4 protein-coding genes and 1 pseudogene are annotated in these 15,176 nt (G+C 45.0%); 2 read left to right on the top strand and 3 right to left on the bottom strand.

Going from position 1 to position 15,176, the window contains the following annotated elements; translation table 11 throughout:
* Positions 1–60: 60 nt before the first annotated feature.
* A pseudogene (locus tag BJP37_RS42845) lies at positions 61–416 on the bottom strand (IS1/IS1595 family N-terminal zinc-binding domain-containing protein); the annotation flags it as partial.
* A gap of 209 nt (positions 417–625) precedes the next feature.
* On the bottom strand, positions 626–7,777 hold the full coding sequence (locus tag BJP37_RS23775) for a two-partner secretion domain-containing protein (protein WP_075902485.1): 7,152 nt from the start codon (positions 7,775–7,777) through the stop codon (positions 626–628).
* 592 nt (positions 7,778–8,369) lie between these two features.
* Between BJP37_RS23775 and BJP37_RS23780 the strand changes: the two genes are divergently transcribed.
* On the top strand, positions 8,370–10,784 hold the full coding sequence (locus BJP37_RS23780; protein WP_075902487.1) for a CHASE2 domain-containing protein: 2,415 nt from the start codon (positions 8,370–8,372) through the stop codon (positions 10,782–10,784).
* A gap of 490 nt (positions 10,785–11,274) precedes the next feature.
* A complete protein-coding gene (locus BJP37_RS23785; protein ID WP_075906408.1) occupies positions 11,275–12,075 on the top strand; it encodes a DUF928 domain-containing protein in 801 nt (266 codons plus the stop codon).
* 173 nt (positions 12,076–12,248) lie between these two features.
* On the opposite strand, the gene BJP37_RS23790 is transcribed toward BJP37_RS23785, so the two are convergent.
* Positions 12,249–15,059, bottom strand: coding sequence for a CHAT domain-containing protein (locus BJP37_RS23790; RefSeq protein WP_075902489.1), 2,811 nt, complete (start codon positions 15,057–15,059; stop codon positions 12,249–12,251).
* Positions 15,060–15,176: the final 117 nt, after the last annotated feature.

Raw genomic sequence — 15,176 nt, forward strand, 5'->3', positions numbered from 1 at the left:
CGCTCATGGGGGGGACCCCCAAGACCGCGCTGCCTCCCCAAGACCGCGCTGCATCGCTTTTTTGTTTTTTTGGACAAATGACCAGAACTCATCACTAGCAATTTCCTCAACCTCAACTTGCTGTACTTGATCGTTGTGAACCATTTGACCTTTCACAGAAGCTTCTCGGATAATCCTAACTACTGTGTTATAAGCAAGATTTGTTATTCGACTTATTCCTCTAAAACTACAACATAGCTGAATGAGCCTGTAACACCATGGGAATTTGATCTGGCTGAATCTGTGGTGCGGTAATAGAGAGTATCAAAAGTCTCCGTAAAACTTTGCTTGCAGGCTGGGCAGTAATATCGTTGACTTCCCTTACTAGTTTTCCCATGCTTATATGTCTTGTGATGACCGCACAGAGTGCATTCCATAGATAGTGATGATTAGTTTTTCCCAAAACATCATATCATTCCCACACTTCTTTGATGCACTACCACCCCCTCATGAAGGCGCTGCATCGCTTTCTTATCCCCCACACCCGGTCACCCCACACCCCACACCTGACGTCAAAGTAAAAAACCTACCCTTATGAGGATCTATCCTCTGGCTTCCCCCTTGTTAAGCTTCCCATTTACCGCTTCTAACGACTCCCGATTCCCGATTCCCGATTCCCGATTCCCGACCCAAGGGTTTTTTGAAGCATCGGACAGTCTACTTGATGTAACCACGTACCCTTCGGAGTCACTATGACTGGATGAGCGGTGAGAATTACCTCCCCGTTGGGAGCGATAACCCAGCCTTGGGCTTCAACAATTTGTTTAGGTTTAGGGTTCTTGGTCTGTGGTTGGTTAGTCTGTAGTTGATGCTGCCTTGACCTTGACCGACGTTTTCTGATCCTAGTTTGAGGTTGCTCAGTGATACGCCAATCGTCCCATGTAGCATTCGGGCTCAGGGTTTCGTTGGGAGAAATCGGTAAGCCACCACGACCTGTGGCAATAAATTCACTGCCCTCACCAGCAGCACAGAGGTTTTTTTCAATCAGTTGAGATACATCAATGACATCGGTTGGCAATTCCGATAACCCTTGGCTGGGGTCAATTCCAGGTGCATTGATGTTGACGGTACCATCTACACCAAACTCAGAGCTAGCGGTAATGTCACTGAGGGGGGTGAGCTTTTCTCGGAACTCTAGCCCAATAATACCTTGGGTGGTGATGTTGATATTGCCGCCATTGCCTTCAAAAGCATTAGCAGTAATGTCGCTATTTTCTTGACGAATGCCTAGGATAAAGGGAGCCTTAATGGTAATATTGCCGCCATCTCCACCAGCTTGAGCAGTGCCTGCGGTAGTGGAGATTTTACTGTTGCGTCGCAAGAACAACAATTCGTCAATGGTCAAGGTAATATTGCCCCCTTGGGTGCTAGCTGTTTCTGCGGATAGCTCTGCTTTATTATTAAGGGTGAGTGTGCCTGCCTCAAGGGTAATACTGCCCCCTTTTCCCTGGCCTTGGCTATCTACAGCTATCTTGGCTCCATCCCGAATAGTTACAGTTCTGGGGTCAACGAAAATATTGCCACCATCGCCGCTAGAACCTGACGTGGTGTTGGCAAACAGCCCACTTCCAGTTCCAGCTAAAGTAATATCATCACGTACTTCCAGAGTAATATTACCAGCCTGCTCAGTACCTTCGGTGGTGGTTCTGACGTTCCCACCGTCAGTAGCCTCAAATCGATTGGCCTCAATGATTTTAATGTTGCCACCCTTACCCCGGTCAGTATTGGTAACCCTGGAAGTAGTGGCTGATACCTGTGACTCTCCCTGGATGGTGACTTGCTCAGCCCGAAGGGTGATGTTACCAGCATCGCCATCACCAGCAGTACTGGAAGTTATTTCAGAGTCATTGGTTAAGGTAAGCGATCGCGTTTTAATATCGACATTTCCACCATTGCCAACTGCACCAGGGTTTACTGCGGTGGAAATAGAACTATTCCGATCAAGGGCAACCTCCTCTGCGTCTGGGATGCTGATACTACCGGCATCTCCGGTACCGGCAGTACTCGCTTCAATGGTCGAGGTGTGATCTAGGGCTAGAGACTTGGTTTCAATATCGACATTGCCACCATTGCCAACTGCTCCAGTGTTTACTGCTGTGGATATGGAACTATTCCGATTCAGGTCAACCTGTTGAGCCTCTTGTATAACGATACTACCAGCATTGCCCTGAGCATCAGTACTGGCAGTTATTTGAGATTGATTTAATTTTAGCGTCCGCGTTTGAATGTCAATATTGCTGGCTTTGTCAGCAACTGCACCAAAGTTAACTTCTGTAGAAATGGAACTATTGCCATCAAGGTTAACCTGTTGAGCATCCCGAACCTGGATTTGACCAGCATCCCCTTTCCCAGAGGTGCTGGCAGTGATGTCAGAGTCATTTAATGTTAGCGTACGGGTTTTAATATCGACATTTCCACCATTGCCAACTGCTCCAGGGTTTACTGCTGTCGATATCGAACTATTCCGATTCAGGTTAACCGAATCAGCATCTGGGATGGTGATACTACCGGCATTTCCTTGACCAGCAGTACTGGCTTCAATGGTCGAGGTCTGATCTAGGGCTAGATACTTGGTTTCAATATCGACATTACCACCCTTGCCCTCTGCTCCAGTATTTACCGCTGTGGATATCGAACTATTCCGATTCAGGTCAACCTGTTGAGCCTCTTGTATTTTGATACTACCGGCATCCCCTATCCCAGAGGTGCTGGCAGTTATGTTAGAGCTATTGGTTAATTTTAGCGATCGCGTTTTTAGATCAATATTACCGCCTTTTTCAGCAACTGCACCAGAGTTTACTGCGGTGGATATGGAACTATTCCGATTAAGGTTAACCTCCTCGGCATCTGGGATGGTGATACTACCGGCATTTCCGTTACCGGCAGTACTCGCTTCAATGGTCGAGGTGTGATCTAGAGCTAGGGACTTGGTTTCAATATTGACATTACCACCATTGCCATCTGCTCCAGTATTTACCGCTGTGGAAATGGAACTGTTGAGATCAAGGTTAACCTGTTGAGCATCTTGTATGGTGATACTACCGGCATCCCCTTCCCCAGAGGTGCTGGCAGTGATGTCAGATTCATTGGTTAATGTAAGCGTACGCGTTTTAATCGCAATATTGCTGGGTTTTTCAGCAACTGCTCCAGAGTTTACTGCGGTGGATATGGAACTATTCCGATTCAGGTTAACCGAATCAGCATCTGGGATGGTGATACTACCGGCATCCCCTTCCCCAGTGGTGCTGGCTAGGATTTTCGACTGATTATCTAGGGATAGAGACTTGGTTTCAATATCGACATTGCCACCATTCCCATCTGCTCCAGTATTGACTGCGGTGGAAATAGAACTGTTGAGATCAAGGTTAACCTGTTGAGCATCTTGTATGGTGATACTACCGGCATCCCCTTCCCCAGAGGTGCTGGCAGTGATGTCAGATTCATTGGTTAATGTAAGCGTACGCGTTTTAATCGCAATATTGCTGGGTTTTTCAGCAACTGCTCCAGAGTTTACTGCGGTGGATATGGAACTATTCCGATTAAGGTTAACCGAATCAGCATCTGGGATGGTGATACTACCGGCATTTCCGTTACCGGCAGTACTCGCTTCAATGGTCGAGGTGTGATCTAGAGCTAGGGACTTGGTTTCAATATTGACATTACCACCATTGCCATCTGCTCCAGTATTTACCGCTGTGGAAATGGAACTGTTGAGATCAAGGTTAACCTGTTGAGCATCTTGTATGGTGATACTACCGGCATCCCCTTCCCCAGAGGTGCTGGCAGTGATGTCAGATTCATTTAATGTAAGCGTACGCGTTTTAATATCAATATTGCTGTCAATATCAATATTGTTGTCTTTTTGGACAATTGCACCTTTCTTAACCTCTGTAGAGATCGAACTATTCCGATTAAGGGAAACTTCCTCTGCGTCTGGGATTTTGATACTACCGGCATTTCCGTTACCGGCAGTACTCGCTTCAATTTGCGACTGATTGTCCAGGGATAGAGACTTGGTTTCAATCTCGACATTCCCACCATTGCCCTCTGCACCAAAGTTTACTGCTGTCGATATGGAACTATTCCGATTCAGGTCAACCTGTTGAGCCTCTTGTATGGTGATACTACCGGCATTCCCTATCCCAGAGGTGCTGGCAGTTATGTCAGAGTCATTGGTTAATGTTAGCGATCGCGTTTTAATCGCAATATTGCTGTCTTTTTGGGCAACTGCACCAGTATTTACTGCTGTGGATATCGAACTATTGAGATCAAGGTTAACCTCCTGGGCATCTGGGATTGTGATACTACCTGCATCTCCGGTACCGGCAGTACTTGCTTCAATTTCCGAGGTGTTATCTAGAGATAGAGACTTGGTTTCAATATCGACATCCCCACCATTGCCAACTGCTTCAGTATTTACTGCTGTGGATATCGAACTATTGAGATCAAGGTTAACCTGTTGAGCATCTTTTATAAAGATACTACCGGCATCCCCTTTCCCAGAGGTACTGGCAGTTATGTCAGAGCCATTGGTTAAAGTAAGCGTACCCGTCTGAATATCAATCGTACCCACTTCCTCCCCTGGGCTAGCGTTTACCTCTGCACCAGCCTTTACCTCCGTTGAAATTGAGCTGTTGTCGGCAAGCTCGACAGAGTCAGCATTCTCAACAAAAATGTTTCCAGAAGTTCCTGTACCAGAGGTAAATGCAGAAATCTGTCCTTGATCCTGGAGTGTCAGCTCTGGAGTATTAATCGTGATCGTTCCACCAGCCCCAGCGCCTTCAGTCTCTGCTAACAGTCCGCTATTGGGATTTGAGATCAGCACCCTGTTATCGATATTCAGGGTAATGTCACCAGCCCCACCTTCCCCAAAGGCAGTGGTGCGAAGTTGTCCACCAGTAGTAATTTCGAGAGTATTAACATCAATAGTTATCGTTCCACCGATGCCTTGACCTTCGGTAGAACTCAATACAACTGCCCCATCCCCAACAATCAAATTTTCTGTATCAATGTTAATATTCCCAGCATCGCCAAGTTCATTTGTAACATTTTCAATGTCAATGAATTGAGAGTTAGCGAATATACCACTAGGAACTACATTATTCTGATCATCGACAGCAGTACCAACTAACTCGACTAAGTCCGAAGCGATGACTGTTATATTGGCTCCCGTACCACTATTTCCTGTTGCTGCGCCAATTCTGGAGCCATCACGTACTAAAAGTTTCTCGGTCTTAATCGTTAAGTTTCCAGCATTCCCTGAACCAGTGGTATCAGCAGCAATCACCGCTCCCTTCTCTAGAGTCAATGTGGGTGTATTGACCTTTAACTCACCGGCATTACCTGAGTTCAAGGTAGCGGTAGCCAAGGTAACCTTGCCCGACAATGTCACTGACTCAGTGGCATTTATGGTTAAATTCCCCCCATCTTTTGCGTTTTCTAGCCTTCTCCTAACAGTTGCTGTGGTTACTCCAGCTCCATTCTGAACCGTTAAACGTTGGGTATTAATGGTTAAGTCCCCTGCCTTACCAGTACTGTTAGTAGCAGTCGTCAACCCGGTGGGAATAGCTCTGATCGCCAAGGCTAGCCGTTCGTTAGGAGTAGGGATAAATGGATCAGTTTCGTTGCCGACAATGTCTACTGACTCAGCGTTAACCGTTAAATTTCCACTATTGCCACTACTACGACTTAAAGTGACAGTAGCAGCTCCAGCTAGACTCCGTGATTCTTGGTTTTGGGCTTGGTTTCGGATACTCAAAGTTCTGGTGTTAATGCTTAAGTCCCCAGAATCCCCTGCTCCAGTTGTAACCGTTGCCAAGCCAGACCCATTGAAAACTCTGAACAGCCGTTCTAGCAAGTTGGAATCGCTGAAGTTGGTGACCAATTGCCTCAAATTGCTGAAGCCTGACCCTTCTGTATTAATTAATGTCACTGACTCAGGGGCATTGACAATTAAATTTCCTCCTTTATCTCCCCGACTTGTACCCGTTGTCAGGGTAACAACACCAGCGTCATCCAGCAAAAAGTTGCTACCGCTGTTAAGGGTGATCTTACCTCCCTCTATTCCAGCAGAAGCAATGAAAGAACCTGGATTGAGGGTGATGTTATCATTGGCCAAAAACGTGACATCACCGCCATTGCCAGAGAAAGGATTAAACGGATTATTATTTGGAATAGCAATGGTATTAACTATACCGTTGAGGGTAATGCTACCGCGAGAATCGATAGTAACTGACCCTCCCTGGGATAGTTCACCGTTCTGAATGGCTAGATTTTCCAGGGTTGGCACTAACGAACCTAGAGTCGCTGAAACTTCAATATCTCCTGCTAGTGAAGGATTAGGCTTGTACTGATTGGTTAGCAAAACCTTTCCTGCCAACAGATCATTGGGAGATATGTTGAAGTCAAATATACTGACATTAGCAAAAGCGATGGTGCCGATTGTAATATCTGCACTGGTGGCAGTATTGGTTATAGTGGGTCTGCCAAAGAGATTCAAATTGAACAAGTCACCAAAGAATTGGTTGCCTGTCAGTCCAGGGATACCAACTTCAGTGGGATCTACTCCAGCACGAATATCAAGAGTCGGTTCAGTCTGACCATTAATATCGACTACTGTGCCATTAGATAAGGTAATGGCTTCGGAAATAAAGTCTATTCCTTCTGTACCTGTTTCATTGCCTGTAATGATCACAGAGTCGATCTCTACCGCTCCCCCTGCCAAGATATGTAGGGAGGTGCCTAGATAGCTGTTGAAACTAACATCCCCAACTGAGCGAATAATCGGGTCATCGGGACTAAACAAATCTCCGAGACTGCCATCGAGCTGTTCAATCCGGAAATTACCACCAGTCCAATAGTGGGCATCACCGGCGACAGTATTTTGCGTACGCAAAACCAGATCCCCACCGGAAAACAGACCACTGTCTGGATGGTTCAAGGCAAATATATCCACTCCTTGATTGCCCTGAATCAATAACTTACCGCCAGCAGCGGCAATAAATGGTCGCCCGATACTATCGCGTATTTGAACTGTATCTTCTCCATGGAGTGTCACATCTCCCCCAGCAATTAGTTGACCTTGTAAGTCAAGATTGCCAGCAGCTAGGGTGAGGTCTTGCCCCACTACTAAATAACCACCGTTAGTGATTATTGGTTTGGGGTGATTCAAGCCATACTGCAATCCGGGAGTAATAGTAATACTCAATAAAGGGGGGGCTTGTGGATTGGTGGCACTGAATTCTGTACCGTTGTTGAACACTAAACTATTGGCTGTACTGGCGACAAAGGAACCTGCCACATCCAACCTGGCATTCTGGCCAAACACGATGCCATTGGGATTGAGTAAAAACAGATTCGCTCCACCATCGACACCAAGAGTGCCTAGAATGTTGGAGATATTACTCCCGGTCACCCGAGACAGAATGTTCTCGATTCCGGCTGGATTGGCAAAGTAAACCCGCTGTAGCTGACCAACATTAAAATCTTGAAAGCTATGGAACAGGTTACTACCTCGCGCTGCTCCCCCTTCAATCAAGTCCCCTGGCTCTCCCCTAATCGTTGAATTTGGTGTTACCACTGAAGATTCATTACCCAAGGTTTGATCAGGGGTAATCTGGGCTAAAGCATAGTTCCCAGAAAAAGCAATAACCACCCATCCGATTAGGGTTATGGCTCCCTCAGTTAAGGGCAATATCCCTAGCCCTCTGGTTGAGGGCTTACTTTGCCGATTATTCATCTTTTGCTACTGCACAACTAGCTAGTTGTCTGGAGGTACCTATAAGGAGTCAAGGAACTTGACCTCTAGATTATTTCTCAGGGGAAGCCAGGCAGTTTACGGAATTTTTAGGTTATTTTTAACAAAAATTTACGGAAATGGTGCGGATTGATATAGCGCTACGCGCAATGGCATTGGCAAGAGGCAAAAGGCAACAGTTTACTACCACAGCTTTTGCTGCTTGTATCAACGTCAAACACCTTAATGGGTAGTGCTATATTGCGATCGCGGAATACCGTATCATCTCAAGTTGCCTTGAGCCATAGCAATTCTATCCCCTGATCTCACATCCGGTTGAACAAAACGTGTGACGCATAATCTGAGTTACCTCCCAGGGTCGTTCGCACAGCGTGGCCATTCGCGTAGCGTGGCCTTTTGGCCAAGGCCAAAGCCTGTGCCACAAAGCTGTTCGCGCAGGGTGGGCCAAAAGCCCACGGCTGAATGCTTACGAGCGAAGAGTTAAGAGGCTAAAAAGCCTGTGTACTTCGTTATCATCAAAACCGCTATAATCTTTAATACCTCATCCTTAATACCTAATAACTAATGACCAAAAATGGGAAAGTTAGTTGTCCTGAGTCTAGATGGTGATTTCCAGCAACAGTGGTTTCGTGTAACCTTAACAATTAGTGAAGAAGGGTCACGCCCAATTAATGAAGTACAAACACTAATACTCGAAACCACAGGTTCCTTGCCTGCCGCTTCAGAACTTATTAATGACTCAAATGAGCATTGGAAAAAATATCGGAACCTAGCTTTACTTTTGAGAATAAAGCCCGCAGATAGTGATTGGATTATCCAACAGCGTCAGGCATGTCAGGAGTCAGGGGAGAAGTTAGGTGAGAGACTCCAAGCATGGCTCAATTCTCAAGAGTTTCGTCCCATTAATGAGAAATTACTGGAACAGTTAGACCCAGAAGAAGCGATTCGGGTGGTAATTTCCACCGAAAATACCCAGTTACAAAAGCTGCCTTGGCATCTGTGGAATTTTTTTAAGGTTTATTCCAAGGCTGAAGTTGCTCTGAGTGGAAGAAAGTTTAAGGGACTCGATCAACGCCCTGCAGCTAAATCTAAGGTTAAAATTTTAGCAATTTTATGTCATAGAGCTGGTATTAATTTTGATAAAAATCCACAACTGCTGGAGAAATTACATAAGAATTCAGAAACCGTCTTTTTAGTGAATCCCAAACATCACGAAATCAATTACAAGTTATCGCAACAACCTTGGGATATTATCTTTTTCGCAGGACATAGTGAGACGGAGGGGGAAACGGGTCAAATTTATATCAATCCCACCGATAGCTTAAAGATTAATCAGCTGCGCTATAAATTCAAAACAGCCGTGACACAGGGCTTAAAACTTGTAATTCTTAATTTTTGTGATGGGTTGGGATTGGCACGACAACTCCATGATTGGCAAATTCCCCAAATAATTGTAATGCGGGATTTTGTGCCAGATCAGGTCGCTCAAAACTTTTTGCAGGATTTTTTGAACGGATTTGCTGAGGGTAAGTCTTTATATCTGGCAGCCCGGGAAGCACGGGAGCAATTGCAGGGGTTGGAGAATGATTATCCCTGCGCGAGTTGGTTGCCAGTAATTTACCAGAATCGAGGACAAGAACCCCCAGCTTGGGAAGATTTGTACCAAGAGCCAGAAATACCATCGGAAATACCATCGGAAACACCATCGGAAATACCATCGGAAACACCATCGGAAACACCATCGGAAATACCATCGGAAACACCATCGGTCTCACGGGAACGGCCTAGTGTCCAGACAGTGCTGCTATCTAGCCTAGTAGTGCTGCTATCTAGCATAGTGGTGACTAGTTTGGTCATGGTGGTGCGATCGCTTGGCCTATTCCAGCCTTGGGAACTGCAAGGGTTTGACCAGCTGATGCGGTTGCGACCTAATGAAGGACTCGATCCACGACTGTTATTAGTGACAATCACTGAAGAGGATGTGCAGTCCCAACCTAAGGAAGAAAGAGGAGCCGCGTCGTTATCTGATCGTTCCTTGGCCAAACTGCTGGCAAAGCTGGAGCAGTATCAACCGAGAGCCATTGGTTTGGATATTTATCGGGAGAATCCTGTGGGAGGGGAATACCAGGATTTAGCGACTCGGATGAAAACTAGTGATCACTTGTATGCTATCTGCAAATACGGTAACCCAGGAGTTTCCCCACCTCCAGAAGTCCCAAAGGTTCGTCAAGGGTTTAATAATGTTGTACTTGACCCCGATGATCGGATTATCCGTCGCCATCTGTTGGCTGTAGGGTCAACATCTCCTTGTCAGAGCAAATATTCATTTAATTTCCAGTTGGCAACACATTATCTGGCTGCTGAAGGAATCAAGTTGGAGATCATAGAAAAAGACTTAAAGCTTGGCACTATAGTTTTTAAGACCCTAGAAAAGGATTCTGGTGGATATCACCATCTAGAGGACTCCCGTGGTCACCAACTATTACTGAATTATCGAGCTTCCGGTCACATTGCTGAGACCGTTTCCCTTGGAGAGCTTCTAAGGGATGACTTTAATGGGGACTTAGTCAAGAATCGCATTGTGATCATCGGTACCATTGCCCCGAGTTTTAAGGATCATATGTGGCGCACACCCTACAGTGGTGGTCAGGGGTCTGTGGAGACCATGACTGGCATAGAAATTCAGGCGCAGATGATCAGTCACATCCTCAGTGCAGTGCTGGATAACCGACCATTAATTTGGTGGTGGTCTGAGCCTGGTGAAGCCCTGTGGATTTGGTGCTGGGCTGTGGTGGGGGGTATGGTTGCTGGAAACTTTCACCTGCTTCGTTCTGTGTTGTTGGGTACTGGAACGGCTGTCGTTATTTTATATGGAAGTTGCTGGGTTTTACTGATCGTAACAGGTGGTTGGGTGCCATTAATTCCCGCTACTATAGCATTGGTGACTACTAGTGCCAGTGTGGTTGTTTACTCTGGTTTACAAAAGTGACCAGAGTCATGAGTCTTTGGTGATCTACACTAAGTCTCTTGATAAGTACAAATGACCAATAACCAATGAGCCAAAATACTGTTTGATAACTCCCCTTTTGGCACGCATTATAATAGTTGATGCTATAATAAATCCGGGCGATATAACAATGGAAGTCTAGTTTGGGAGATAGTATTTTGCTTTATATGGAGCAGGAACTAAGGCCATGAGCCAAGCTTAGTGAATGGAGCAGGGAGCAGAACTATGTCTTAACCTTTACTTCCACTGCTATAGGAACTAATTTTGCCTGGACATACTGAATTAAAAAGGGTTTTTTTTATAACCCTAGTTTACCATGGCTAATTACAAATGACTAATTACAACAATTGACCGGATTTTTATCTGGAAATAGTGGTGATATATAGGTGATATATAGGGGTGTTAATCTGAATTCATCAATGGGATGTATCAGGTAAACATCTGTCGATGTTGGTCTGAAGTTTGTGTGATCATGTTAAGTAAATTATTTCGGCTTCAATACCTATTTGCCTTTAATTTAATGGTTGTTGCCTGGAGCAGCTGTTTTTTGATTTCCCGAGTAGAGGCTGATCAATCCATCAGTAAAGAGCAAGAAGTACAATTACCAACTTACTTTATCCAAGCCAATCCCGAACCCCCAGACAAGGGTACTCCTCTTGCTCCCGACGGTACTGGATCCCGTGGTGATTGCCTATACAAGGCAGAGCTTCCACCACTACATGCTTTAGTCGATATTAAGAATTTGTATTCAACGGTTAGTGATTATCCCACCTTTTGGATATATCTACCTTACACCTCAGATGATGCACCGTTAGGAGAATTTTCCTTGCAGGATGAGGATGGGGAAAACGATTTTTACCGAAAATCTTTCAAGCTCCCAGACCAGCCAGGCATTGTGGGTATTCGGCTTCCTAAAACAGAAACTCCCTTGGAAGTTGGTCAAACCTATGCTTGGAATATAAAGATCAAGTGCCCTACTAGGGAATCAGTCAATCAACCCTCAACGCCAGCCTATATCACAGGAGACGTTCGCCGAGTTGCGCAGTCTCCAGATCTAGAAAAGGAGTTAAATGAGGCCAAAATTCCTCTAGAGAGAATTACAGCTTATAGTAAGCATCACATATGGTATGATACCCTAACTGAGCTAGCTGAATTACAGCTACAAGAGCCGCAAAATAGGACTTTTGAAACGGTTTGGATTAAGCTATTGACTAATCAAAGTTTCGAATTAGAAACGATATCTCAAACAAAGCTTTTGGGTAACCTTCAGTAAATTATACCGGTGCTCGTTTTAGAATTAAGAAGTAAGAAGTAAGAAGTAAGAAGTAAGAAGTAAGAAGTAAGAAGTAAGAAGTAAGAATTCTGCATTCTACATTCTACATTCTGCATTCTACATTCTGCATTCTGCATTCTGCATTCTGCATTCTACATTCTACATTCTATAATTTACAGCCAATTCCCAACCAAAATAAACGGTGCCCAATGATAAGGACGATGGTATTTATCATGATTATTTTTAGCCTTTATATTTTTTTTTATGAAGGCTAATTGAGCATTTCCCAGGGCTTCGGCTTTAGTCAACTGTGGATTATTTAACTGTTGGTAGAACTGATTCATAAATTCGGCTGTAGAGCCATCATTAACTTGCCACAAGGTGGCTAGGGTACTGCGTGCTCCTGCTCTAATGGCTATTCCAGCTAGTCCTAAAGCGGCTCTTTTGTCCCCAGTAGCAGTCTGACAAGCACTCAACAACAACAGTTCAATGGGGGTGGTGCCACTGGGGTCACTCACCCGCAGTAAGTTATCTAAATCCTTGACTTTGATGCGTTCATCCCAGTCTAGGATAAATGTTTGCTCTGGGTTGGAACTGAACTGGCCGTGAGTAGCAATATGAACAACATTGAACGGTACTGCTGTAAGTTGATTTTGCAGGTTTTCTTTGATAAATTCTTGATTTTCCAGTTTCTGACTACGGTTTACCTGTTCCCCAATGTTTTTTAACTCCAATGCTACGTTATCGATTTGGCCTAAACCTTCTTTTTTAAAGCTGGGAGCGTTAGTAGCTCCAGCTAGTAGGACTCTGAGTTGTTGCCGTAGCAATGGTTTGGGGTCCACTAGCTCTAAGCTAGGGGTCACAGCTACAGCATACCGCTCTATTAAATACTGGTTGCCATCATAAAGGGCTGCTACAGGAATATTTCGTAATGACCCATCTAGAACAAATACTAGGGTTTTTATTGGGCTTTGCTCTCCTGAAGGGTTACTCTCTAGTTGAGATTCAAAGGGTTTGATTAGCCAGTCATAAATTTGTTGGGATTCTTTTTTGACTTTGCTAATAGGAGTGTCAGGTGTTATTAGGAAAGTCCTAAACTTTTCGACCGCTTGGTCTACTTCATCTTCTGATAGGCTATCATGGGAAACGTAAAGCAAGTCATCTTGCTTAGGCAATTTGAGGATTACCGATAAGCGGTTTTTTAAGATAATCGGATAAATGACCGCTGCTTTCGGGTCTACATCATCAATGTTCACCTTTTCTGGCTTGGCGCAGGCGTCTCGAAAGAAGTTGTCGATTTCAGCAAGCTGGAGTGCTTCAATAGCATCACGGGCTTGCTTGATATTATCGTTACTTGGTTGAGGAGAACGCAATAGTAAATCCACTAACTCTCGATAGACCGGTTCTACTTGTTCTCGGAAGGAAAACTGGATGTCAGGATTGAGAGCAACTAAATTACTGCGTAAATTCGTTAAGGTATCAGAGGCTTTGGTGTAATGGGCGATCGCATGATCGATCAGTTTCGTTACTTCGTCGGTATCACCATTGCTAGTGGTAGTGGCTTGTTCGGCTTTAGCCTTAAGTAAACGTCCCATTTGCCACTGCCACTGATAAGCAATATCCGGTGCATGAATCTCTTGGGCAATCACAAGGGCTGAGTTAGTAAAGGTTATGGCATTTAACCAATCCTTGGTTTGTTCAAAGTAGTGACCGAGGATGCCTAGGCCATAGGATTCTGCTCGTTTGTCTTCTAGGGTTTGCCCTTGCTGAATGGCAGTGCTGAGTAGTTGAACAATGTATTGGGAATTGCGAATTTGCCTGGGAATTTGCGTGCGCAATTCTCCATTTCTCATTTTGCTCAAACTTTCAGCGAAATTTACCTGGGCGTAAACGGATGCTCTACTCAATGGTAATTTAGTCAGTAATGTCTGGATTTGTGGCAACAACCCTTGAGCAGATTTGCCCTGGTCTGTCTCTATCAATAAACTTAGGTGATTCAATTCTGCTTGAATTTTGGTAATGGGTGAGGTGGTGGTTGCTGCTGCTTGTTGATAGTAAGTTATCGCCTCTTGGATATGCTCCTGGAATTCTTTGTCGTTATTCCTGTCTTTTGCTCTTTTGGCTAAGGCTCCCTCAGTATTACCTAAACTCAGTAACGCTTGACTCTGGGATTCTTGAGATTGTATTCCTTGTTCGACTGTGCAACTTTCGGTTAAGGTCTCTAAGGTCTGTTTAGATTCCTCTAAATTCCCTGCTTGTCGAAGCACATTACCAAGATTGTATAAGCCAATAGCTTTAACAGAACAATCCTGTTGTGCCAGCAGAGTTTCTTTTACCTCAGTCAATAGGGTGTTGGCTCGACCGTAAAGTCCCAAAGACTGCATCGCTTGGGCTTGATTAATTTGGCTACCAAGCACACCAAGGCTATCATTGGCTTTAGCATACCGTACTTCAGCATTTTGCCAGGTTTCCAGGGCAGCTTCAGCATTTCCCTGTAGCAATTGCAAACGCCCTTTAGTGTTCAACGCTTGGGCCCATACTCCCTCACCTCCCCTGGATACAGTTTCTAGCAACGACAAACTGGAGTCAATGGCTGCTTGGGCTTGATCTAATTTCCCAAGTTGCTGATTCGCTAAGGACAACAAACACAGAGCTTGGACTTGGTTGAGGATATCCCCTGTGGCTTGATAAGCTTGTGCCGCCTGTTGCAATTTTCCTGCAGCCTTAGAATACTCTCCAGCATCGTAATAGTCTTTGCCTTTTTTCAGCAGCAGGTAGGGCTTTGTGCTTCCTGCTTGCTGTTGTGTCTTGCTTACTGTTGCATTCTGATCACTGTTATTGAGGCTTGAGGTTTGATGGCTAATGGCTAAGTGCTGATGGCTAATGGCTAAGTGCTGATCGGCAGCAGAGGGTAGTGCCTGTAAACCACGGCTTAAGATTAGCCCCAACAAGGTCATTAATATAAACTGAATTAGGCGCTTCATTTATGGCAGTTCTCAATTCGGTTAGGTACACAGTCCCGGGTTTTTAGGGAACAGGGAACAGGGAACAGGGAACAGGGAGCAGGGAGCAGGGAGCAGGGAGCAGGGAGCAGGGAGCAG

Source organism: Moorena bouillonii PNG (genome assembly GCF_001942495.1).
GTDB classification, from domain to species: domain Bacteria; phylum Cyanobacteriota; class Cyanobacteriia; order Cyanobacteriales; family Coleofasciculaceae; genus Moorena; species Moorena bouillonii.